18 protein-coding genes and 1 riboswitch are annotated in these 24,474 nt (G+C 32.7%); of the genes, 1 reads left to right on the top strand and 17 read right to left on the bottom strand.

The genetic code is table 11. The features are described from left to right. Positions 1-199: 199 nt before the first annotated feature. From JOOMADRAFT_RS19250 to JOOMADRAFT_RS19770, 5 genes are all read right to left on the bottom strand, one after another. Positions 200-2,812, bottom strand: coding sequence for a substrate-binding domain-containing protein (locus tag JOOMADRAFT_RS19250; protein ID WP_245547721.1), 2,613 nt, complete (start codon positions 2,810-2,812; stop codon positions 200-202). 533 nt (positions 2,813-3,345) lie between these two features. Continuing rightward, positions 3,346-3,582 (bottom strand): hypothetical protein, encoded by a 237-nt coding sequence (locus JOOMADRAFT_RS19245; RefSeq protein ID WP_008616377.1) that lies wholly within the window; start codon positions 3,580-3,582, stop codon positions 3,346-3,348. A 316-nt stretch (positions 3,583-3,898) separates the two neighbouring features. After that, positions 3,899-4,423, bottom strand: coding sequence for a hypothetical protein (locus JOOMADRAFT_RS19240; protein ID WP_008616376.1), 525 nt, complete (start codon positions 4,421-4,423; stop codon positions 3,899-3,901). Between the two features lies 1 nt (position 4,424). After that, positions 4,425-6,167 carry a hypothetical protein gene (locus JOOMADRAFT_RS19235; RefSeq protein ID WP_040880314.1) on the bottom strand — a complete coding sequence of 581 codons (1,743 nt, stop codon included), beginning with the start codon at positions 6,165-6,167 and terminating at the stop codon, positions 4,425-4,427. Between the two features lie 75 nt (positions 6,168-6,242). Next, positions 6,243-7,496 carry a T9SS type A sorting domain-containing protein gene (locus JOOMADRAFT_RS19770; RefSeq protein ID WP_050989731.1) on the bottom strand — a complete coding sequence of 418 codons (1,254 nt, stop codon included), beginning with the start codon at positions 7,494-7,496 and terminating at the stop codon, positions 6,243-6,245. A gap of 465 nt (positions 7,497-7,961) precedes the next feature. Further along, positions 7,962-8,153: riboswitch (cobalamin riboswitch) on the bottom strand. A 763-nt stretch (positions 8,154-8,916) separates the two neighbouring features. On the opposite strand from JOOMADRAFT_RS19770, the gene JOOMADRAFT_RS19225 reads away from it, so the two are divergent. Further along, complete coding sequence (locus tag JOOMADRAFT_RS19225; RefSeq protein ID WP_008616370.1) at positions 8,917-9,708, top strand: SDR family NAD(P)-dependent oxidoreductase; 792 nt, start codon at positions 8,917-8,919, stop codon at positions 9,706-9,708. A 69-nt stretch (positions 9,709-9,777) separates the two neighbouring features. Here JOOMADRAFT_RS19225 and JOOMADRAFT_RS19220 read toward each other — a convergent pair whose 3' ends face one another. From JOOMADRAFT_RS19220 to JOOMADRAFT_RS19160, 12 genes are all read right to left on the bottom strand, one after another. After that, complete coding sequence (locus JOOMADRAFT_RS19220; RefSeq protein ID WP_008616368.1) at positions 9,778-10,113, bottom strand: hypothetical protein; 336 nt, start codon at positions 10,111-10,113, stop codon at positions 9,778-9,780. Between the two features lie 171 nt (positions 10,114-10,284). Next, the gene (locus tag JOOMADRAFT_RS19215) at positions 10,285-11,010 is read right to left on the bottom strand and encodes a DUF932 domain-containing protein (protein WP_317133736.1); all 726 of its coding nucleotides are present in this window, start codon (positions 11,008-11,010) and stop codon (positions 10,285-10,287) included. A 76-nt stretch (positions 11,011-11,086) separates the two neighbouring features. Continuing rightward, positions 11,087-11,494: a hypothetical protein gene (locus JOOMADRAFT_RS19210; protein WP_008616367.1), complete on the bottom strand. Its 408-nt coding sequence runs from the start codon at positions 11,492-11,494 to the stop codon at positions 11,087-11,089. Positions 11,495-11,829: 335 nt separating this feature from the next. Continuing rightward, on the bottom strand, positions 11,830-12,321 hold the full coding sequence (locus tag JOOMADRAFT_RS19200; protein WP_040880312.1) for a phosphatase PAP2 family protein: 492 nt from the start codon (positions 12,319-12,321) through the stop codon (positions 11,830-11,832). A 206-nt stretch (positions 12,322-12,527) separates the two neighbouring features. Further along, on the bottom strand, positions 12,528-13,409 hold the full coding sequence (locus tag JOOMADRAFT_RS19195) for a diacylglycerol/lipid kinase family protein (RefSeq protein ID WP_008616362.1): 882 nt from the start codon (positions 13,407-13,409) through the stop codon (positions 12,528-12,530). Then, on the bottom strand, positions 13,406-15,292 hold the full coding sequence (locus JOOMADRAFT_RS19190; RefSeq protein WP_317133735.1) for an LTA synthase family protein: 1,887 nt from the start codon (positions 15,290-15,292) through the stop codon (positions 13,406-13,408). Before JOOMADRAFT_RS19190 ends, JOOMADRAFT_RS19195 begins: the two co-directional genes overlap by 4 nt. Positions 15,293-15,527: 235 nt before the next feature. After that, complete coding sequence (locus JOOMADRAFT_RS19185) at positions 15,528-15,980, bottom strand: PepSY-like domain-containing protein (RefSeq protein WP_008616360.1); 453 nt, start codon at positions 15,978-15,980, stop codon at positions 15,528-15,530. Positions 15,981-16,046: 66 nt separating this feature from the next. Then, positions 16,047-18,470 (bottom strand): TonB-dependent receptor domain-containing protein, encoded by a 2,424-nt coding sequence (locus JOOMADRAFT_RS19180; RefSeq protein ID WP_040880310.1) that lies wholly within the window; start codon positions 18,468-18,470, stop codon positions 16,047-16,049. Positions 18,471-18,563: 93 nt separating this feature from the next. Beyond that, positions 18,564-19,820: a sensor histidine kinase gene (locus tag JOOMADRAFT_RS19175; RefSeq protein ID WP_157136799.1), complete on the bottom strand. Its 1,257-nt coding sequence runs from the start codon at positions 19,818-19,820 to the stop codon at positions 18,564-18,566. Beyond that, complete coding sequence (locus JOOMADRAFT_RS19170; protein ID WP_008616351.1) at positions 19,821-20,498, bottom strand: response regulator transcription factor; 678 nt, start codon at positions 20,496-20,498, stop codon at positions 19,821-19,823. Positions 20,499-20,544: 46 nt separating this feature from the next. Further along, the gene (locus tag JOOMADRAFT_RS19165; RefSeq protein ID WP_008616348.1) at positions 20,545-23,553 is read right to left on the bottom strand and encodes an efflux RND transporter permease subunit; all 3,009 of its coding nucleotides are present in this window, start codon (positions 23,551-23,553) and stop codon (positions 20,545-20,547) included. After that, positions 23,550-24,473: an efflux RND transporter periplasmic adaptor subunit gene (locus JOOMADRAFT_RS19160; RefSeq protein ID WP_008616342.1), complete on the bottom strand. Its 924-nt coding sequence runs from the start codon at positions 24,471-24,473 to the stop codon at positions 23,550-23,552. Before JOOMADRAFT_RS19160 ends, JOOMADRAFT_RS19165 begins: the two co-directional genes overlap by 4 nt. Position 24,474 lies beyond the last annotated feature (1 nt).

Genomic DNA, 24,474 nt, shown 5'->3' with positions numbered 1-24,474 from the left:
ATAGCTATTTTAAGAAAAATTCAAAAACTTCTAAAATTGTTAATCAACAACACATTTAGGAGTAAGAATCTTATTTACAGTAAGTTAAAAGTTTTACATGCTTAATAACTATAACGTTATAGTTTTAACCATGTAACATCACTTTAGAAATTGATACATAAAAATAGGTAACTACAACGTTAAAGTAAACCGGTCGATTCTAGCCCCTATAGTGTTTTGGAGTCATTCCATATTTATTCTTAAAAGCAGTCGAAAAATAGCCAGGTGAAGAAAAACCAACCTCATAGGCTATTTCTGAAATTTGAAGCGAGGTATCTTGAAGAAGTTCTTGTGCTTTTTCCAAACGAAGCCCGTTTATATAATCACTCACAGAAACTCCTAATATAGCCTTTACTTTACGATAGAGTTGAACTCTTGAAATATGTAATCCCCTTGCCAATTCTTCTACAGAAAACTCTGGATTATTTAAATTATTAAGTAGATATTTATTCATTTTTTTAATAAAATCCTGTTCTTCCTTATCAAAGTCAGTGCTTGTAACGCTGTCTAATTTATTGGTATAGTAATACCGTAAACGTTCCTTATTGTATAAAACGGTCTTTAACACCTGTTTTAGTGCATCCATTTGAAACGGTTTGGTCATATAAAAATCTGCTCCAGCGGTCAATGCCTCTATATACGAATCTTCATCTGCCATTGCAGTCAATATAATTACTGGGATATGTGATGTTCTAAGATCCTCTTTCAGTTTCTTTGCCAATTCAAAACCAGAAGTTTCAGGAAGGTTTAAATCACAAATAATAACATCGGGTATTAAATCAAGTACTTTTTTAAACGCCCCATCCCCGTTGGATATATACATATTGAAATCATTTTTCAACTGTTTAACCAATAAACGACATAGGTCCATATTGTCTTCAATAATAAGTAAGTTGGGGAAATAATCCTGAACAACAGTAGGTTCCAACGCTAAGACCTCATATTCACTTCGCTTTAAAGGCTCTTGATCTCTAACTATGCTATTTATGTGATCAGTATATATTTCAACATGTTGTAAGTGTTCATACCCTTTAGGGATGGTAATAACGAATTCTGTTCCTTTTTGAGTATGTATATTTATAGTCCCTTTATGCAACTCTATAAATTGTTTGGCAATATATAGCCCCAATCCGGAACTTGGTCTTTCATTGTTACTGGCTTGTACAAAAGGGTTAAAAATGTTCTCTATATCTTCCTGTGGAATTCCAATCCCAGTATCCTTTATACTTATCTTTACTTTATCCACTTCCTCAATAGTCTCAACTTCAATCTTACCATGAGGTGGAGTAAACTTCATGGCATTGGAAAGTACATTGAAAAAAACTTTGTCCAATGCGTGAACATCAATCCAAAGAAAACAGGGATCTTTAGAATATTTTACCTTTAATTGGACTGAATTTTTGACTGCCTCTAATTTGAAATCATTAAGTACATGCTCTAAAATCTCTTTAACATCAATTTTTCGTGGTTTTAAGGTGATGGAGTCCGTCTCCAACTTTCTAAAATCTAATAACTCATTGATAAGCCTTATTAAACGTCTGGAATTGTTTAAAATAAGGTTAATTTCGAAAGAAGATTCACCTGCCAAAGCTTTATTTTGTTCAGAAATAGTTTCAATGGAACTGGTAATCAGGGTAAGGGGTGTTTTAAATTCATGCGACAATGCTGTAAAAAAATTAATTTTACTTTCATTGGACACTTTTAATTGTTGGGCAAATTTCTTTATCTGATTTCGCTGGGTTTTGATTTTTTCATTGATTATTTCTAATTTACGCTTGCCCCGACTGATCTTAATAGCTGAGTATATGCTCCATAGCGCTAAAGCCAACAACAAAATCAATAGCCCAATCATTAATTTGATCATACTGTTTTGTGATTGGTATGCTCTTACCTGTTCATCTATTACCTCTTGTTGTCCTTCAATGTCATTTTGTTGTTCTACGAGTTTATTAAACTGATTCTGCATCAAATCAACATTGACCGAATCGATTACTACTGTATTCAGCGTATTATTTTTGTTTACAAATTCCCCATTTACTATTTTTACGGCAAGATCAATGGCCTCGGCTCCTCCTGTTGGGTATAAAATAGTGGCTAATAGTATTTCATCCTTTACATACTGAATCCCTCCATTTGGTCCATACAACCCATCAACTCCTATAATTTTAACTTGATTCTGAATATTATGCTGTTGAAGTACTTCCCATCCACCTATCGCCATACGATCATTATGAGCAAATATATAGTCAGGATTCACACTGTCTAAAAGCTTATTCAAGGGGGCTTTTATAGAAGGTTTCTCCCAATCTCCATGTATGGTAGCTAACAGTTTTACTTTTTTTGAATGCTTCAGAACGGATTCAAACCCTAATTGACGCTCTTTTGCCGGGGAAGAAGCAATATCTCCAGTAATTTGTACCACCGTTGATTCTTCTCTAATTCCCGATAGGATGTACTTAGCTGCATCTTCTCCAATATCAACATTATTGGCTCCAATATAGGCAGTGTAATTGTTACTTTCTATCTTACGATCAATAACGATTGTAGGGATGCCAGCCTTTAAAGCGTTTTCAATTGCTGTAGTTACCGGTTTGGACTTAATAGGCGAAACAATAAGTACATCAACCTGCGCTTCCACAAAATCCTTGATTTGTTCGATTTGGCTTTTAACATTATTATTGGCGCTCTTGATCTCTAACTCAACACGGGGATATAACGAAGCTTGAACCTGCATGCTTTTTTCCATTTCCTTTCTCCAATTATCAGAACTCATAGCTTGAGAAAACCCTATATGAATTGTTTTTTTAGTTTCACGGGGAGTACAGGAAATAAATGATAGTATCAAAAATAAAAAGTAAAGTAAACAATGAATCCTCATACTTATGCCTTTAAAATGCCCAAGTTAATTAAACATTATGTAATTATTAAAAATAAATGTTATGTAGGATGATTTCCCTTTTAATGAAAAGTAATCAGGTTTCAATTTACTTCTCCTGTGTGGCAGCATATATTATAAAAAGCACATTTATACATATCAGCATCTTTGAAATTAATCTATGCCGAAAAAAGATCACAAATACATATGATAAGATACAAAATTCCAATATGGTATACAGATGTAACAAGGGCATATTATTAATTCCGTAGAAGGCAGTTAACATAGCAATTATATTAAAAAATAGGCGAAAAATCATATAAAAAACAACTCTTTGGGAGTGATTCCAAAAAGTCATTCTAAATATTCCTATGATTATTGGCAACAATACAATGCTAGGAGCAATTACTCCCATATACAGTGTTGACATATCAATCTATATTATTCTCGCTATAGAGTTCACCACCTTCATCACATTGCTGTGGACATGGGGTGCTAAAATTATAAATTGCTGAAGCAAGCTCAAGTTCGGCTTCATCTCCTAACTTTAGTATATCTTTCCCATATTGGGGTAAGGGAGTATTAGTATTTATTTCTCCTTCCATTTCCTCTTCTCCTGCTATTGGTACTAAGTAGACATGTATGTCACTAGCATCATGAGAATTCACATTACTTTTTGCCAAATACACCCTTAAGGAATGAATATTCTCTTTATTATCTTTAAGTGATTTATTATATAACTCTTTCCGCTCTAAAATATCTTTTATATCATCCAGTGGAATTCTAAACCCACGAAAATATTATTGTCTCTAACTTTTCTTTAGCTATATTTTTCTTATAGAATTAGCGCCAATTCTTAGTTTCATTTATGGCTTTTTTTAAGTTTACCGTTAAGATTCTAGCTTTATCCATAATGTTGTCTTAATAATTTAATTATTCATGATCTAGGTTAAAACTTAAAGTATAGCCATCAAAATAATAAATTTATTTAGTAAGGGGTTTTATAAACCTTATAGCTCTACACGCATCTGGATCACCAACAGGGATTACTACAACAGTGCTTTCTTCTTTTGAATAAATTTGCCAAGAGGTACCATAATTTTCAGCATGGGTTTGCTCTTCATTAAAGAACAGATTAACTGACAAAAAGGAAACGCTATCATGTGTTACTAATTTCCAATTTCCTTTAACATCTGTTAATTTTATTTTTTCTTTTTCATAAAAAGCGTCTAAATCCAATGTTCCAATGGGAACTTGTTTAATTTCAAAAGAACCATCCGACTTGATATTTAAAGATGCATTTTCTATAGTTTTATATTCTTTTAAAACTTCTTGAGTAAACATATCAGGGGTGTAATCTCCAGTTATAAAATTCTCTTTAGGTGCTATTCTTATAGGAGTTAAATCCGACTCTATATTGCATTTATTAACCCGCGAACAGCTAATAAAGAGTATACTAATTAGAAAAAATCGTAAAATAGCGAATCGATATAAGTCTGTTTTTTTCATACTATTTAATTTTTAATTTGAATTTAAATGTTTGTTTAATTGTTGACAATGGGCGATTTTTTCCGTTTTCGGATCTAGGATAATTCTCAGCAATATGTAAAATTAATGAACTTCTGCTAGTACCGTTACTTAATTCCACGTTGATCCAACCTACATCTGGGCTTGGAGAGTATTTAGCACTTGCGCCACCGATGAAGAACTGTACCCAATTGGCCTTAACATGTTTATTAAATGAATCTTGTACATTCGTATGATCGGGACTAAAAGCATATGATCCAGCAATAGTTTGATTTTGCTCAACAAATTCTTCAAAAGTAGCACCTCTTTTAGATAATTGATTTAGAAAATCTTTTTTTATATCAGAAGGAACATTACCCGCTAACATTTGTTTAGTCATGTCATAATCGAATGGAAAGTCTCTAATATTTGCTCCAGTTCCTGTGGCAAATTCATATAGCAAGATAGCCACGCCATTCTTACCATTATCTCTAAATTGCGTTATTTTTTCCGGTTCAGAGGTAATGTTGGCTTTTGGATTCATATATAGAGCCGTTTCTTTCAAGGCAAAAATAAAGGATTCATCAACTGCCTCCATCATTTCCTTTTCTAAATAATCTGGAATCTGGTCTTTTAGCTTATATACTTTTTCTGCATACTCTCTAGCTTTTTTAAGCCATGGTGAGTTTAAAGGATTAAAGTTTCCTGATTGTAGATAATCGTCGAAAGACTTGAGTTCGGAAAGGGTGATAGCTGTATTTGAAGGAGGGTTACCTATCATTTTACGAATTTCAGATTCTCTTAAATCCTCTAAAATTTTAGCCATATTTTCTGGACGGATATTTGGGATTAATCCAGCTGCAGCCATATTTATTAAATTTTGACAATGAATAGGATCAAAGGCTTTGATTGAACCTGAGATTTCAGCTGAATTCTGATTTGCGATTTGTAGTATATAAGAATTTGTTGCATAATTTGGAATACGGTATTGAGACAATATAGGTGGATATTCTAATATACTTTGTTGATTGTAAGAAATCAAATAGGCGGTCATAAGACCTATTTTATCTTGTGTTGAACGACTGTTATAATGAGAAATCCTATCTTGAACTAATTTATCAATAAGGATATCTGATTTCCAACCTACCTTCATTATACCTTTTTCGATTGCATAATTTTCACTACTTTTCAAATGGTGCTTTCCAAAACTAGAAACAGCTTTCACTCTTAATTCATCATGTTTAGCGATAGACCTAATATCTTTTATTCTAACTCCTTGAATCTTAAAATCTCCAATATCAGATTGATTAATCTTTCCTTGATTTATTTCAGCCTTTCTATACTTTAGCATCAGTAGTTCAGCAGTGTAATTATCCCGTAATCGAGCTTCTGTTGACGCCGTTTTATAGTAACTACTTGCTAAATCAGAAGCCTTATATTTTGTCCTCATTTTATTTTCTTCAAATGCTTTAAACATAGCTTTTTGCGCATTTCGAAACCCGCTAAAGCTTTTATGGAGTGTATTCTCAATAGCCTTCTCTAATGTGCCTTCTTGTTTTGCAAGCCATTCATTCAATGCCTTTTTTTGAGCCAATCTCATAGCATTATCAAGTGCCATTAAATCATTAATAGAATTAAATTTAATCGTATAATTAAAAGGTTCTTCTCTTGCAGCAGAAGATATTTTATGCTTTGTTTTCAATTTTTCTTCTACCGAAGTATTTTTATATTGTTTATATTGAGCCAAAAGGTTACTATTTTGTAAAAAACAGAAACAAATAAGAATAATGAAATTGTAGTTTTTTATCATGTGTTCGGGAGATTATTTCTTTATAATTTGTTTAGAATATTTTTCACCAGCTATCTGAATCTGAATAATATAAATTCCTGGAATTAGATTTTGACCTGGGATTATTAGAGTGTAATTTCCTTTTTGTTTTTCATCAATTACAGATGAACTATACTTTAACCTACCATAAAAATCGTATAAAGAGATGGATACCTCTGATGAGTTCTGTACTTGGTAAGTGACTAAAATGTCTTCAACAAAGGGGTTAGGGGATACTGTAATTGAAGGTGTTTCTCTTAAAGGTTCATCAGTGACACTTTCTATATTGATATCTTTATGAACAACCATAATTAGAGGAGGACCAGGTTCTGACCAATTCTTAATCCATGATTCTAAACGAGCGATCAAGAAGATATTCCCATTTAAGTTGTATGGTTTTAATGCTATGTAATTTATCTCGTATTCCAGTACTTCTTCATTGGGGTGGTCATAAAATTTTTTCTTCATTGGAATAGTCGCATTTGTTAATGAAAAAGAATTATCATCCCACAAAACTGGGCATTTAATTTGCTGATTGTCTATAGAAATATTTACTAAAGAAAGAGTTTCCTCGCCATCCTTTTTAATAAAGTTAATTGTTGTAGGTTGTACTTCCATTATTTCATTTCCAGAGAAATCCATTTCATATAAACTTCCCTTCCATTCTCCATAGAGAGAATCTAAATTGATTTTAATATTGGATACATCATTAATAATAAGAGTTTGATCTCTTACACTTTCTTTAGTTTCCACAATCTGATTTTGTAAACTTTTATTTCCTTCTCTTTCATATTCTTCCCATTGTTTAAGTAGTGTTTGACTATTATAAATTGGATTATCTCGAAGAATTGTTATAGCCTTTTCTTTATTTTCTTCTACTCCTAATCCAAAATAATAGCATTTCGAAAGCCAATGAATTGCCATCCCATAATTACTTTTTTCAAACCATTCAATGGCTTTTGAATAATCTTGTTCAACATCGCCCAATCCCTTTAAATATAGATATCCCAAGCTATATGCTGCTTTATCACTTCCCGCTGTATACGCAAAAGAAAACCATACCCGAGCCTTATTATAGTCTATAGGACATCCAATACCATCTTTATATAGTATTCCCATTATACAAGCAGCTTTAGAGTTTCCTTCAATTGCATAAGAGAGTACTTTGTTGAATACTTCTTTAGATTTCTCTACAGTTTGATTATTACTTTCTAAATAGTGTTCTATTTTCTTAAGTTCCCATATCATGCTAATCTTTTTCGATTGTTCAAATTGGGGAAATACAAATGGACTATACAATCCAAGGATTAATGTGATTAATAAATTCTTTCTCATGCTATAGTATTAAATGAAATTTATGGTTGTGAATTACTATTAAAAAATCAGTATAAATTATAAATAGGTAGTACTAATTGATTACTTATTTTTAAGTAAAAAATAGAAAATAAATAAATTCATAATAGAAGTTATTTGAAAGGAGTAATTGTAGTGAATTTGAATTTTTTTAAAATATTTCCTATGACCCTTATTAAGGATAGATCCTGAGAAATATTTTACAAAAAAAAAGATAATATGTATCGGGTAAAAATTGTGAATCCTCATATATTTATAATTTTAGCATATGAGGCTGAAGAAGTATATAATACTACAAATTACTCTAACAAATAGCAAGGTGTATATTATATCTAATTCTGGCTTCAATCCTCGAAAGCTCAATGAATTATTAAAATGGCAGGTCTTCTGACTTACTCCTTCCACCCAGCCTTCCCCTTTAAAAAAAAGTGGCCATTGAATGGGCTTCAGTATATGAGTTTACAGCTGCGGGACAGTTCCAGATTTAAACTGAATTCCCTTTTAATGTCTATACTTTACACAAGTAAGACAACCATTTTATATTCTTAAATTGAGAGCAAAAGTATTATTTTTAAGTTATATGTAAAAGATAAATTATAGAATTTATTTTACAAACACTTCATCTATTCCTTATTGACTTTATATATAATTGATACATAAAGTCATAACTATAAACTCAAGAAATGATTCATTATTATTTTAATGGTATCCCGACCTAAATCCCCTTCATTTTTACGGGGAAACCTCAAAAAAAGTACACTTCTCTATTATTACCATCTCTAAGTATATAAACTTACGTGAAATATGGAAAAGGTAAATTAAATAGAATGTCTTTTATCTTCCCTTTCAAGTTGCTATATCAAATATTTAAAAAGACTGAAAACCATCTACATATAAGTTACCATACAACTAAAAAATCATTTTATTAATGAAAAAAATTATAATCTTGGCTGTTATCTCTCTAATTATAGGTTGTAAGGAAAAAATAAGCAGTTGGTAGCGGCAGAACATAAAAATACAAGAATAAACAGGGAGAGTTAAGAACTTATAAAATCAAGAAAATCGAAGCCATTATTGATTCTTTTTTTGCTGGCGGAACTACTTCAAAAGAAACCAATAAGAAATTTAAAATAGTAAAAGACGTAATCCCTGTCCTTTACGCGAACTCTTCTTGAATTACCCTTTGGTGCGGAATTAACACATTACGAAGAATTTATCCGGATAAAGAAATTTTAAAACAACAAATTGAATTACAACTACAGCTAATCAATTAAAAAAATTTAATTATTTATTTAATAATCATTACAAAAATAAAATGGATTTAAAATTAAAAGGAAAAAGAGCATTTATTAGTGGCTCAACACAAGGCATTGGTTTTGCTATTGCACAACAATTATTAGAAGAGGGAGCTTCTGTGACAATTAATGGACGACAAAAATCAAAGACAGAACAGGCGAAAGAAAAACTACAAAAACAATTTCCTAATACTCAGGTTTCGGCAATTTCAGCAGATTTTTCAAAGAAAGAAGAAGTTGAAAACTTACTTAATCAATTAACTGATATAGCTATTTTGATAAACAATGTCGGAATCTTTGAAATTGAAGAATTTAAAAACATAAACGATCAAGATTGGTACAGATATTTTGAGATAAACGTAATGAGTGCTGTTCGTTTATCTCGAAAATTATTCCCGCAAATGCAAAACAATAATTGGGGACGAATCATTTTTATCAGTAGCGAATCAGGTGTAAATGTTCCTGAAAATATGATCCATTATGGAATGTCAAAAGCGGCTATGGCTGCCATTGCAAATGGCCTTTCTAAATTAACAAAAGGAACGGAGATTACGGTCAATACTATTTTGGGAGGACCAACCTATTCCGATGGCGTTGCAGCAACAGTAGCGCAAATTGCAGAAACACAAAACCTAGAATTAGAACAAATGAAAAATGCAATTGTACAACAGACCAATCCACACATTTTATTGCAGCGATTCATTGATCCAAGCGAAATAGCAAGTTTAGTAGCTTATTTAGCAAGCCCTCTATCCATTGCCACAAATGGAGCTTCTTTAAGAGCAGATTCAGGAGTATTGAAAACCATTTAAAAAGCAATAACAAACATTCAAAACGAAGTTCAGGTAAAAACTAATAGAATTTCCAAAACGTAGGTATCCTTAAAACAGTTCCAATTGATTGCTTTGTTTTGCTTTCAGTTTTTGAGCCGCTATGTATTTTTTCCATTGCCTAGTTTGGCTCTCAAGGTTAAGGATTTCAAGGAGGTAGGCTACTGGGGTTGTGCTGCTTAATTCTTCCTCATGCAACCACATAGACCGAAATCCAGTTTCGGTTATGGGCAACGGTTCAGGAGCTTTTACTGTTATATGCGAAATACCAGCAACTTTGTAATAATTTTTAGTATAGGTAATAAGTAGTGGAATTCCGTTCCATTGTGCATTAAACGTTATTGTTTTATCTACTGCTTTTCTAGTTGATTTTTTGTGAGATTCCATAGGTTACAAATGAAATAAAACTCCAGTTTTACAAGGCACTGGAGCGGCCTAACCGTGTATTTATACCATTGCATAAATTGCTTCAAACAGCGCCTTATCTAGTTTCTCTTGTTGGGAAAAACCCTTTTTAAGCTGTGTATGTAACACCCTATTAAAAGCATTGTAGCCAAGTCATAAATTTGGTGATTCACCAAGGCGTATGGATTCTTTATACAGGGTATCTAGTACCATTCTTGCTTTTTTTGAAGGATTATTGTTTTTAGCACTACACGCATATTGAAACAATTTTATACGATTCAGCACTTCGAAAACAAAGGCCTCTTCATCATTTATGGAAGCAGCGCTCATTTGTAGAAATTGATTTGAAATACTATAAAACTCATTATCCATAAACTTTTCAAAAAGCCATTCCAATTCAGGCATAATCAAATTCGTACTGTTTTTAGTGTGTCTAATGGAAAAGGCAATTTTTGACTGAGCTATATGAAGTCCATTTGAACAAATTTGTCTAAAAAATCCAAAATGTCCCGACGTTTTTTCACTCCCATCGTAAGAATTCTTAAAACGGAGCATGGGTAGTATTTGGTCTTGTTTATTTTTAAGTTCAAATAGATTGTCATTGTCGATGATAAAATCCATCACAAACGACCTGTCATTTCGATTGATGGTTCGTTTACGATACTTTAGATTGGCATCTACCAGAAGTTGTTCTGCTTTATGAAAAAATAGTTCATTGGGAATATGCCCATAACTTTTGGATACCACATTAACAATTTTGCCATTTGATACAATGACATTTTCAAGCCCTCTACGGGACTTAATTCCTGTAATACTTTCAAAAGATTTTATTGCTGATGGAATAAAAATCTCGTCCTGTTGTAAATGATTTAAATACATAATGTTAAAATTTTAGATTAAAAAAAGAAAAGCCCACTCTTGCGAGTAGGCTTTTTAATAAATAGAAAATTAAGTTTTACAACTCAAATTGAACAATCTGCTGTTCAATTTCCGCTTTACGCTGTTCTAAAGTGGATTGTAAATGCGAGGTCACCAATTTGATAAGATTTGAATTGGTGGTTTTAAATTCCAGATGACGGGAATCTCGAATAAAGAAACTACTCGAACCATCCTGATTGTAATTGAATTTGGTGAGTTCGGTTAAGGTCTCTGCCAAGCGTTCCCGCTGCGTTGCCAAACCTCGTAACTTTTCAAACTTCTGGATGCGATCATCCAGACTAATTTCAGGCTTTTGAGGAACAACCTTCGTTTCAGCTTTTACAGTTTTCTCAACTGCCTCTTGGGTCAATTTCTTTTGAACGTCCTTTTTAACGGTAGCACTTTGTTTTTTTGCTACACCGCTTGCTTTTGTTTTTGTTTCCATAATAATGAAATTTTTAGACCTGTCTACCGACAGGCAGGTTAAACAATATTTGAGCATAACCCAAACGGAAGGCAAAATTTTGGAGTGGAAAGGAAACGGAATAAAAAGAGACAACGGAACGGCTTTATGCCGTCCCTTTTCCGAGAAATATTTTGCGAGTTTAACTTTCGGAAATATTGGATAGATATATTTAATATGTTGTCATGTATAATTTGATGCTAAAAAGGAATAAGTGACCCACATCATAAGATTGGATGAATTTATATTAAACTAATATGTTAAATATATAGTATTGGTTTTAAATATTCTACCTTATTTATATGGCTAAATTGGTGTTAAAACTTATAATTAAATCCCAGTAATATGTTATCTCGATTGGAAGTAAATGTAACTTCCATATGTTTCTTTTGATATTCAGTCGTAAATAAATAACTACTTCCAACACCTATGACTGCTCCCGCTAAAACATCCAGTATATCATGCTGATCGGCGTAAATCCTACTAAATCCAGTGAACCCAGCTAATGCATAAGCAGGTATTCCATATTTCCAGCCATATCGTTTTTGAATAAAAGCCGCACTCTGAAATGTCGTGGAGGTATGCCCTGATGGAAAAGAATTATTATTAGCTTCATTGGGTCGTGGCTTACTAATGGCTAGTTTTAACCCAAAAGTCATGGCTTCGTTTACGGCAAAACCTTTTAGAAACTGCCAAGTTCCTTGTTTATCACCAATGACAAGGGTAGATCCTAATGAAATAGTAGGCATAGCATACAAAAGAATATCTCCTGAGATTTCAATCGCTTTTTCTTGTGAATACAATCTCAAATTCCAAAAGCAAATAAGACAAACAAAAAATATAAAGCACCTCTGAATTTTAAAATGGAAGGTTTTGGTAGGGGAATTAAAAAGAGAACACATAAATTTACGCTATCAGTTATGTAGTTTTAATAGTATAGGCATGAGTATTTCTTAGGATTAAGCTACTAAAAGTAAATCTTGATTCTAAAGACATTCTAAAGTTTAAGTGAATATTAATTGATTACTATAATTGAGTCTTTCAATAATTCAATAGATACCTCTATTTCTTCTAAAGTTTTATATTCACCATCCATTTGAGATTCAAAATACCTTCCTTCATTTCTTATTATATCTAGCTTATTTGTTTGATAACTAACCACTCCATTTAAACCTAGATGTCTTTTAAAAATTAACATTACCCCAAACCATACTAACTGTAGCTTCTGCATCTTTGGGATTATAAGAACATCCAAAAGACCATCTTGTAGTGATGCTTTTGGCGTAAGACTAAAATTATAGCCCAATTCATTGGAGTTTGATGCAAAAATTAAAAATGGGTCTTTATACTTTTTTGTTCCGTTAATGGTTACTACAAGAGAATCTTCATTCTTATTATTAAAAAAAGTAACAACACAAGCTTTTAAATAACTATTAAGGGTACGCCCAGTAAAACCTTCATACCTTCGTATTACTTTTGCATCAAATCCAAAGCCTGTATTACTAAAAAAATAAGTGCCATTGCAGCTTCCTACATCAATTCTGGTTGTTATCTCATGCTGAATCAGTAAAAGTGCCTTTTCAATATCTTTAGGTATTTTCAAATGAGAAGCCAATCCATTTCCAGAACCAATGGGTACAATCCCTAAGATGCATTGAGAATTCACTAAGACAGAAGCTACCTCATTAACGGTTCCATCACCACCACATGCTACAATAATAGTGGCACCTTGGCTAACAGATTCTTGGGTCAGCACTACAGCCTCACCTTTATACTTTGTACTCTTAACTCTCACCTCATAATGGTCTTTTGAAAAATAGCTGCTCAAAAGCGTTTCATCAATATGTTTATTCCCTTTTCCTGCAATTGGATTTACAATGAAATGAATTTTTTTCATTTGTTTAAACTTTTTAAAGTGAGCTTACCGCTGGTATATAAATCATCGGCAGTTTGATAAAAAGATATGGTCTGATTTAAATAGTCATTGGATAATGTTTGTTTCGTCAGTTCATTGGTTTTATCATCCCATGTATAAAAATTAGCAGTTTTTTGGTCTCCAAGGATCATTACATCATTTCCTTTTAAAAGTCCAAGTTTTCTATAATTTCCAATAAAAGCCCTTTCCCTATCTGAAGCTTTATTTGTGATATCCTGCCCAAAGAAGTTTGAACTATACTCCCAATTAAAATAACCGAATAGTGTTGGGAAAAGATCGATTTGAGAACAGAGTTTCTCAACCTTTTCTGAGTGTTTATTAGGCAGGTTGTAGATAATAGCAGGAATATGATAATTCTTAACATCTAATTCCCACCTTCCAGCACTACTGGCACAATGATCACTCATAATCACAAATACAGTATTTTTAAACCACGGCTTTGTTTTAGCTTTTTCAATAAACTTTCCAATCGCATAATCTGTATATTTAACGGCTCCATCGCGACCACTCCCCGACGGGATGTCTATTTTTCCATTAGGATAGGTATAAGGTTTATGATTAGAAGTAGTCATGATAAAGTCAAAAAAAGGTGTTCCATTAACAGTCTGCAAATCTGCTTGTTGTAAGACTTTACTAAAAAGATCCTCATCGCATACACCCCAAGCATTTTCAAAACTTACTTCTTCATCATTAATATTCGTCCTAATGGTTTCTATCTCATCTCCAATCAAAAAATTTCTTCCTCTATCTATAATATTAAAACCATTACCACTAAAATACGTATTCATATTATCGAAATAGCCATCTCCCCCATAATAGAAGTTACGGGTATACCCTTTATTTTTAAACACTTCACCAATAGTAAACATTCCCGTATTCCGTTCTCTTTTCACAATACTTCGTCCAGGTGTTGGTGGAATCGATAAGGTTATGGCTTCCATTCCACGAACCGTCCTGGTTCCTGTAGCATATAGATTTGAAAACAAAACCCCATCCTTAGAAAGCTTATCCAAGTTCGGAGTAAGCCCCTTTTCATTGCCAAATACTCCTAAGAATTTTGCACTTAAACTCTCCACACAAATAAATATAACATTGGGGGTTATTTCACTTTGAAGTGAATCATGCCGTGAAATATTTCTATATATTGGATTTTTTTTCGGATTAATCAATTTTCCAGAAGCTTCGTATTGTTTGCTAACCAAAGCATGAGATTCTTTTTCTGTAAGGGTTTTGTAAAATTCCGTGTAAGAAAGTGCATTATTTCTAAAGGCGGCAAAAAAGGAATAAATCCCCGCCTTAGAAAGTTCATTATTGTACCGGTTTCTAGACCAATCAGCACCTTCATTGGAAACAAACATGCTAAAACAAATGGCTATTACAATCCAAGGTAAAGAAAATAATACTTTCTTTTTAAATGTTATTTGCGTCAGAAATATATGTTTAAAAACCTTGCATTTATATATTAAATATAAGGTACCAATAGCCAATAACAAGATGCTAGAAATTAAAATCGGTAAGGGATAGGACTCATTTATATTTTGAACTACCTCATAGGTATAGATTAGATAATCTACTGCTATAAAATTAAATCTTCTATGGAATTCATCCCAGAATGTAATTTCTGCAAAAAATGAAAAATAGAGCATCAATATTCCTATGGTAAAACCTGTATAGGTAGCTATTCGATCAAATAAACTCCCAATCCATTTATTAGGAATAATCATTAAATACAGCAAATACGGAAGGGTAAAAAACGAAATTGTTCCCAAGTCATAAAACAAACCTGTTATAAAAATTCGTATTATATCAATAAAATGTACATCCACCTCACCTAAATTCCACAATAAAAAAATTGATCTTACAACAAATGAAAGGCTTATAAAAAAAAGAACAAAAACCTTCAATAATTCAAAACGTTTAGGGGGACAATACCACATAAAATTACTGCATCTAAATTTAAGCGGTAAAATTAGTACCAGAATCTAAAGGAAAATTAAAGTTTGTATTTCATTCCGATTATTGCAAAAAAATGGGATTTGAAAATAAATTCAAATCCCATCAATACGAAACAATCAAAACCTAATCTTCATCTTCTCCTGTTAACACTTCTTTTTTCTTTAATTCTCCTTTTTCATCAAAAGCTACTTCCAATTTGGATTTTCCTTTTTTAATTTCACATTCGTATAGAATACCATTAGTTGTTTCCGAAATTTCTTGCGCTTTAATTTTATAATTTTGGAACTTTTGAAATAAGGAAATTCGAACCCTGTCTGGTAATTGCTTCAACTTAATTTCATGTTCTGTTTCTTTCCACGTACCATCATCCATGAAATTGGCTGAATACCGATGTCCACCATATTTAAATGCTGCTTCCCATTCATGATCAGATTCCTGATCCCAATGTACGGCCTTAGCTTCAGGGAATTTTTTATTAAATGCTTCTTCTACTTTTTCTGGCACCTCTTTTTTAATGGCAAAGGCACTTAACCCTGTTACTGAGACCACCATAAATAATAACTTTAATACTTTCATTATAAGTTTTATTTTTAGTTAATAATATTAAAATTAGGAACTAATTCTAAAGGAATGTTTAAGTGGTTAGAACTTATATTTAAAAGATATTCTCGCAATCTGTGTCTCATAATAATTCTGATATAAGGCAGTAAAATCGCTTTCGTTTATTTCTTGTCGAATGCCATAAGTATTAAAAATATCACTCATTGAAAAAGCAACCTCTCCTTTTTTATTCCATACGACTTTCTTCACTCCAATATCTACCGAAGAACGAGAAAGCTCCTTTCCTTGCGGTATATTTTTTGGTGAATAATAAAGCCCTACCACTTGAAATTGTAACTCCCAAGGCAGCTGAAATTCATTGGTTAGTTTTAAAATAGTAGCATTTGCCTTAGATTCTTCTATATAAAAGGATCTTTCATAGGGAAACAAGACAGTTCCAGTATAAGCTGCTACCTTATTTCTAAAAAAATTTGCACTCATACCCAATTCCCAATAAGAGGAAATATCCTGATTAAAAAGTATTTCTATTCCGCTTGACAACGTCTTTCCTGTATTTTGATATATTCTATTGATAATATCATACGTTGGATTCGAATCATCAATACTATAAATTCTTCGATATTCATCGGTTATCTTTTTGTGATATAAAGCGGAAAATAAAGAACCTGTGGTCCATGAAAATTTATGTGCCAATTCTATAGATTCTGTGTATTGAGGACGTAAATAGGGATTCCCTACTTTTAAGAGTTCAGGGTCATCATACTTTGGAAAAATCCTGAGTTCTGCTTCTCCAGGACGATCAATTCGACGATTATAAAAAAGGGATATATTGTTATTTTGGTTCAGCTTTTGAGTATATCGTACACTTGGAAAAAATTTAAAATAGTCGTAATCGTCGTTGGAATTGTAGTAGATATTTGTAGGGTCGAGAGTATAAAAAACCTCGGTATACTCAGCTCTTAAACCTGCTTCTATTTCAAAATGTGCTCTTTCATATACAAAGTTTGCATACCCTGCAAAGAGATTCTCTCCCCAATCGGAATAATCCCCGAGCCCTTCATAAATAATTGAATTATTTCCTCTTTCAACAATATAATCCACAGGAAGACGGCGAACTCTAACTTTGGTGCCCACCTCCAACTTCCCAGCTGCTAGTGCCTGTGCGTAATTAGCTGACACTCCCAGGGTATGTTCTACCGCTTTTATATGCGTAACATCCCTCCCCAACCGAATGGAAGAACTATCATTCAAAAAATAACTTTCATCCTCCAAACCTCTTGTATATTGTAGGTTTGCATTAAAGGTTTGCCCAGGCTGCGAAAATGAATGTTCATAATCTGCTACCACATTAATGTTACTTGTTATCTCTTCTTCTTTCCAGTTATAATAGCGTTCTCTTTGACTGGAGGCTAGGTTGATAAAAGCTACTTGAGAGGTATCTATATGTTTTTCTCTATCGTACATCCCTGAAAAAGTAAACCTATTATTCTCATTAAAATTCCAATCAATACCTCCTTTTAAGATAACCCTGAACTGTTTTCTGTTCTCAGGAACTTGGGATGTAATCTTCCTTCCATCATTATAGAATCTAGTGGTATACTCATTATTGGGAAGCGCTTCTTGAATGATAAATTCTGACTGAAAAAAGTAATTGAACTTTTTAGTTCTATAGTTAAAATCTATGCTTGGAATTAATTTCGGATTCATATAATAAGAACCCAGATCGGTCGGGAGATCCTCCTTTCGCTTACTGAAAGCCCCTATCCCAGATGAAAGTCCTACAGTTCCATTTAATCCTCTTTCTTGCTCATCTTTATAGATGATATTAATAATTCCCGCCAAGCCATTGGCATCATACTTAGCCGAAGGATTATTAATGATCTCTATCCTATCAATATTTGAAACTGGAATATTTCCCAATCCTTTTTGGTTTCCAAACCCAGTTAAACTGGACTGTTTTCCATCTATAAGCACAGTAACCTTATCACTCCCTCTCAACAACACTTTTCCATCTTGATCAAAAGTAACCCCGGGCATTGATTTCATAGCTTCCAATACCGAGCCACCAGAATTAGCAATATTATCGGTAAGTGAAAAACTTTTTTTACTTAATGCAGCATTGGTCACTTCTCTTTTTACTGAAACCTCCACCGCTTCCAAAGTTTCGGATGTGGGATTCAACGGAATTACTCCTAGATTAAAAGTGGTATTTATTCCGCTTGCATAAATCATCCGTTGCGATTGCTCATAGCCTACAAAAGAGATGTTTATACTATAATTTCCCAATGCCAATCCTTCTATCTGAAAATTACCCGCTTCATCTGTAATTGTTCCTACTACAAACGTCTCAGAAGTTTCTTTATTTACTGTTACAGAAGTAAAAGGTAATACTTCATTGGTTTGATTATCTTTTACTTTTCCAGAAATTGTTATTTTTTCCTGCGCTTCGCAAACACCAAATATTGCCAAAAAGGAAGACAACAATCGTATCTTTATTTTATCCATTATGTCTGAATTTTGGATAAACTTAAAAAGCAAATTTAAAGATGGTTTAAAGTGGAAAATTAAATTATTACTTAGTGGTTAACACTTAGTTATTTATGAAAATTGAACTAAAAATATATGGAATCCTTTTTCGAATGTATAGGTAAGCTTAAAATTATACATATCGCAAATCTTCTTTGCAATGGCAAGCCCTAAACCAGTGGATTTCACACTCTCATTTTCTTTATAAAAACGATTGAATATCCGATCTGCATGTAAAATTGGTTTCTCCCCCTTATTACATACAGATAAATGCTCTTTAGTAATTTCAATAACTATATCCCCACTACCTATGTGATGCTTAATAGCATTGGAAATTAAATTATTACATAGAATTTCTGCCAAATGGTAATCCATAGTCACCAAAAGCTCATTTTCATTTACGAACTGAATATCTTGTTGGAATATCTCTTTAAAATTAGCAATATTCCCCTCTACGATAGAAGTCAATGAAACTTGTTTTGGGTTTATAAATTGATTGTTCTCTATTTTTGTAAGCAGTGTCAATCCCTTATTCATTTGAGTTACTCGCTTAATATCTTTTTGAATGGATGTCAACTGATCATATTGTTGGTTGCTTAATGGTGCATCATTTATAACACTCTCTATTTTAACCTGCATGATGGCCAAGGGAGTTTGTAATTCATGGGAAACATCCTCTGTAAATTGCTTTAGATTGTTATAATCTCCCCTTACTTTATCAGTAAGTATTTTTACTTGGGTATTCAGTTCACTAAACTCTCTAATATTAGAGATTGACAGTGCTACTGGTTCTTTAGTGGATAGAGAAAATTCTTTTATTTGTTCCAACGTATTAAAAAATGGTTTCCACAAATAGGAATTTCCTACTTTGTTAAAGTAATACAACACTACAAATACCGTTATAATAATTAATAAATAGGAAATAATTATGGCCATCAATATATTTTCAGATTCCACTACAAGATCACGCACTGTGATTTTATAATTAATATTATTGATTTTTTTAAAACTTGAAAGTTCCCTAAAAAGTTCTATCTCATCTTGTGAAGGGTCATAAATTAAGGTATCTTTCAAAATATCAGGAAGAGATTTATTGGAAGTAGCTACTTCTACTGCTGGCGGCAATGAATATGGATTTTTACCCGCTTCCAGTGAACTTTCAATCCTAGCAGCTGTAGAATACAACTGCTCCTCAATTTCCACTTCCAAAATATTTCGTAAATAAAAATAAAGCGCAATTGAACTTAAAGACATTAACAGTAAGCTTACCATTATAAAAATATTGGAAGTCTTTTGTATGAGACCTACCTTTTTCCTATTCTTATTCATTTAATCATCTATGAATTTGTACCCACTTCCATAGGCTGTTTTAATATATTTTGCTCCTTCTTTCGTGAGTTTTTTTCGTAAATTATTGACATGCACATAAATAAAATCAAAATTGTCAATTAAATCACTGTTGTCTCCCCAGAGGTGTTCTGCTATAATTTCCTTGGATAGTACCCTATTTTTATTGGTTACAAAAAAAAGTAACAAATCATATTCTTTTTTAGTGAGTACAATCACTTTTTCTCCCACTGTAACCACATGTCCATCAGTATCTATTTTAATCTCGTTAAAAACAACAATTGTACCTCCTCCAAACTTTTGCCTTCTTAAGATGGCCTTTACTCGGGAATTAAGCTCCGCTAAATGAAATGGTTTTGTTAAATAATCATCTGCTCCGAGATCCAAACCTTTTAATTTATCATCCAAAGAATTATTTGCAGATATAATAATAACAGCGGTATTAGCATCCTGTTCCTTCTTCAACTGCTTCAAGATATCAATCCCACTCCCAGTCAACAAATTGAGATCCAGTATAACAATATCATAATCATATAGTGACACCTTATAAGACGCTTCATTAAAATCTGAAGCCACTTCGCACACATTCCCTTGCTTTTCAAGATAAATGGCAATAGACTGCTGTAAAGAAAATTCATCCTCTGCAATTAATATTTTCATAGTATTAAAGTTAGTTCTTTCAATTTAAAAATCAATATTCCTTTTATCACTTTCTCTTTTTTTCAATGTATTCAAGCATTGTAGGCAATACCACTAATAAAAGTGGCAAAGCAAATAGTAGCCCTCCAATAACCGCAATAGCTAATGGTTGATGTAATTGTGCACCCGTTCCGATACCAAGTGCCAAAGGAATCAAAGCCATCATTGCGGCGGTAGTTGTCATTAGCTTTGGTCGCAACCTTTCAGCTATGGCATATTCGATCCTTTTTAAAACAGACCACTTTGTATCTGTCTCTAAAAACTGTAAATAGGTAAAGATGCTGTTCTCCCCTAAAATCCCAACAATCATGATAATCCCTGTATAACTTCCAACATTCAATGGGGTTCCTGTAATAAAAAGACTTAACAAACAACCTGCAACCCCGAGCACTCCTATAATGAGTATCATAATAGCAATAATAAGCTTTCGAAACAAACAGAGAATAATCATAAAGACTAATAAAAAAGCACTAATTAGAATTAATAACAATTCCTGAAATGCCTGTTGTTGTTCTTTATAAGCTCCCCCATAAGCTATGTGATATCCACTTGGAATACTGATTTTTTCGGTTATTAGATTCTTGATTTCCACTACGGCAGATCCTAGATCACGCTGATCCAATCGTGCAGTAATTACCCCCATGGATTTTTGGTTTTCTCTATTAATTTCAGCCACTCCTTTTCCTAAAGTTATGGAAGCTACTTTATCAATAGCAATTGATGATCCATTTGGTAATATTATTTTAGTATTCCTGATATTATCAATGTCTAAATTTTTAATATTGGAATATATCAAACGAATAGGCACTATTTGTTCGTTTTCATATATAGTACTCACTACCATCCCTTCTATTTGGGTTTGTAATTGTAATTGTAAATCATTTGCTGTAAGTCCCAATTGAGAAAGTGTATAGGTATTTGGTATTATTGAGAGCGTAGGTCCGGCAACAATTACTCCATCATTTACATCAACAGTTCCATCCACCTGTTTTATCTCAGCAGCAATTTGTTTTGAAAGTATTTGAAGTGTTTTCACATCCGATCCAAATACTTTTATTTCTATTGGTTGTACAGAACTCATTAAATCTCCCAACATATCACCAATAACCTGGCCAAAATCTACCGTAAGTTGCGGAATTGACATCTCTAATTTTTGTCTTATTTCATCGGCTACGGCTGTTGTAGTTTTATTTTTAGAATCTTTTAATTTTATGAGGTAATCCCCACGGTTTGGTTCCGTAATAAAAAAGCCCATTTGAGTTCCCATACGAGCAGAGTACGCCTCCACCTCTTCTTGATTGTTCAATATATGATTAACCTCTGAAAGCATTCGGTTGGTTTCCTCCAAGGTTGTACCAGGTGGACTATTAAAATCCAACACAATACTCCCCTCGTCCATTTCGGGTAAAAAACCCGTGGTTAATCTAGAAGGAACAGCCAGTAGAATTAAAACACATAAAAAAGCAAATAAAACTCCAATAATTGGACGCCTTAAAATAAAGTGTATCCATTTGGTACTTTGTCTCTTTATATTCTTTTTATGAGATCCCTTGGATAAAAAAATCGCTAAAACGGGTAACACCAACCACGAAACGACAAAGGAAGCAATGAGCGCAATAACCATTGTAAAGGCCATTACTTTGAAATAAGCCCCTGCTACTCCTGTCATAAGTATAAAAGGGATGAATATAACTAATGTGCTAAGAGATGACCCTATCATTGCTGGAAATAAATATTGAATACTTCTGTGAACAATCCCTCCAATAGATTCTTCAAGATTTTCCTCTCTAATTTTATGGATTTGTTCTATCACAATTACCACGTCATCTATCATCAGGCCTATTGCAGCTGCAATAGCTCCAAGGGTCATAATATTAAACGAGTAACCCATAATATCTAAACCAATCAAGGTAAGCGATAAAGAAATAGGAATGGAAAACAGCACCAATAAACTTGCTGAAATTGATTTTAAAAAATAAACAACAACAAACAATGCTAATAAAAGTCCAATCCATAGGACATCTTTTATACTACGAATGCTTTCACCTACAAAATCGGCTTGCTTATAGTAAGGTTTTAGATAAATTCCTTTGGGCAAAATGCTTGCCAATTCATCAATTTTTTTCTCTGTTTCAGTGGTAACCTCCATTAAATTGGCTGTTGATTGTTTCACTATGGCAATAAGAGGTGTATTTTTCCCATTGGCCAAAATTCTAACATATTCTTTTACCTCTTTAATATCAATAGAAGCAATATCCTTTAAGCGAATAAATCCACTGGAAGTATTAATAATTGGGATATTTTCCAAATCGGTTCTTTGAGTTATGGCATTATCAGTAAGTGTTAGATACAAACGATTATGATCTGCAATATACCCATTGGATTGAAGAATATTGGCATTGACAATAGCATTCTTAACTGTAGAAATACCAATTCCAAACTTATTGAACTTTACAGGATCCAATACCACCTGATACTCTTTTTCCTTCCCCCCAACCACCACCACATCTGCAACTCCTGGACTTGCAGCCAAATAGGGCTTTATTTGATATTTAGCTATTTTCTTTAAATCTACCAAAGAGTAATTATCTCCTTCCAAAGAATAGCCTATAACTGGCAATATGGAAGGGTTCATTTTCTCTACTAAAAAATTGGTGTTTGGGAGAATACTTCCCTGTGATTGATTAATATAGGATTCTATTTGAGATTTAGCTATATTAATATCCATATCCCAATCTAGAAATACGGAAATCTCACAACTTCCACGAGAGGTAGTACTTTTAATATATTGTAATCCTTCTGTTCGTCTCAATGCATTTTCTAGAGGAATGGTAACCGCTGTCATCATTTTATCCACTGGTTGTTGTCCTGCATCAGCAATTACTTTGATCTTTGGAAAAGTGATATCCGGAAACAATCCTGTTTTTAATTTTTGGTAAGAAAAAAGCCCACCAGCTAAGATGAGTATTGCCAAAATCAAAAAAGGATATTTGTATTTTACGAAGTTAACATTCATGGCGCTGGATTTTCAATACGGACTACAGTAGTATCTTGTAATTGATATGCTCCCTTAATAATAATAGTATCTTTATAATCTAACATAGTTGATTTTATTTGAACCAAAGAATCATTTTCCAATAATGGAATTACATTAATTTTTACAGCTAAAGAATCATTTAAAACTTTCATAACCCAAAACTTAGTTTGCAGTTCATTAGTCTGTATGGCAGATTTGGGAAGTACCATCGCATTCATAGCTATTTTTCCCAACATTCGAATCTGTACTTTTAAGCTTTCTGGTAAAACAATCTTTGGCATTTCAATTAAAAATTGTTGATTTTGGGTCAAAGGTTCAATTATGGGCAATTGTTGACTAATTTTAGCATTGATGGTGGTGTCTTTTAAAATAACCTCACAAGGCATTCCCTTGTTTATTTCTTTACTTTGATCGAAAGGAATACTTACTTGTATAGTCAACGAATTTGGTTGTGTAACAGTGGCTATAATAGCCCCTTCTGAAACATAACTATTCTCATTATAATTTATAATGGAAACTACCCCAGTCGCCTTACTTTTTATATCCATAGGAATGGTAAGTTTTGCCAGAGAACTATCTATTTTTACAGCAGCTCCAAGAGCTTGTTGTTCTTTTGTTCTTATGTAGCATAAAACTTGCCCTTTATTAATAGAATTACCAACCTCAAAATTGATTGTAGAAATATATCCAGTTACGTTGGCTCGGATAGCTTCCTTTCGCTGATATTTGGTAACTCCATTAAATAAACGATATTGATCAATAGTACCTTTTTTAACTGTTGTTGTTTGAACCCTAACAAAGGTCTTAGCTTTATTTTGAGGTACAGGAGGTGTATTGCATCCAATCGCTATTATCAAAAAAATGAATACCAAATAGAATTTTGAGATATCTATCTTCATA

Origin of the sequence: Galbibacter orientalis DSM 19592 (genome assembly GCF_000260115.1) — a bacterium.
GTDB lineage: Bacteria > Bacteroidota > Bacteroidia > Flavobacteriales > Flavobacteriaceae > Galbibacter > Galbibacter orientalis.
Note: the sequence above shows the minus strand (reverse complement) of the source record. Positions and strands in the feature narration are given on the sequence as shown.

Excerpts from the sequence above, each read along its gene's own strand:
- JOOMADRAFT_RS19250 (WP_245547721.1), bottom strand. The coding sequence starts at position 2,812 with ATGAGTTCTGATAATTGGAGAAAGGAAATGGAAAAAAGCATGCAGGTT.
- JOOMADRAFT_RS19240 (WP_008616376.1), bottom strand. The coding sequence starts at position 4,423 with ATGAAAAAAACAGACTTATATCGATTCGCTATTTTACGATTTTTTCTA.
- JOOMADRAFT_RS19770 (WP_050989731.1), bottom strand. The coding sequence starts at position 7,496 with ATGATATGGGAACTTAAGAAAATAGAACACTATTTAGAAAGTAATAAT.
- JOOMADRAFT_RS19225 (WP_008616370.1), top strand. The coding sequence starts at position 8,917 with ATGGATTTAAAATTAAAAGGAAAAAGAGCATTTATTAGTGGCTCAACA.
- JOOMADRAFT_RS19220 (WP_008616368.1), bottom strand. The coding sequence starts at position 10,113 with ATGGAATCTCACAAAAAATCAACTAGAAAAGCAGTAGATAAAACAATA.
- JOOMADRAFT_RS19215 (WP_317133736.1), bottom strand. The coding sequence starts at position 11,010 with ATGTATTTAAATCATTTACAACAGGACGAGATTTTTATTCCATCAGCA.
- JOOMADRAFT_RS19210 (WP_008616367.1), bottom strand. The coding sequence starts at position 11,494 with ATGGAAACAAAAACAAAAGCAAGCGGTGTAGCAAAAAAACAAAGTGCT.
- JOOMADRAFT_RS19195 (WP_008616362.1), bottom strand. The coding sequence starts at position 13,409 with ATGAAAAAAATTCATTTCATTGTAAATCCAATTGCAGGAAAAGGGAAT.
- JOOMADRAFT_RS19185 (WP_008616360.1), bottom strand. The coding sequence starts at position 15,980 with ATGAAAGTATTAAAGTTATTATTTATGGTGGTCTCAGTAACAGGGTTA.
- JOOMADRAFT_RS19180 (WP_040880310.1), bottom strand. The coding sequence starts at position 18,470 with ATGGATAAAATAAAGATACGATTGTTGTCTTCCTTTTTGGCAATATTT.
- JOOMADRAFT_RS19175 (WP_157136799.1), bottom strand. The coding sequence starts at position 19,820 with ATGAATAAGAATAGGAAAAAGGTAGGTCTCATACAAAAGACTTCCAAT.
- JOOMADRAFT_RS19170 (WP_008616351.1), bottom strand. The coding sequence starts at position 20,498 with ATGAAAATATTAATTGCAGAGGATGAATTTTCTTTACAGCAGTCTATT.
- JOOMADRAFT_RS19165 (WP_008616348.1), bottom strand. The coding sequence starts at position 23,553 with ATGAATGTTAACTTCGTAAAATACAAATATCCTTTTTTGATTTTGGCA.
- JOOMADRAFT_RS19160 (WP_008616342.1), bottom strand. The coding sequence starts at position 24,473 with ATGAAGATAGATATCTCAAAATTCTATTTGGTATTCATTTTTTTGATA.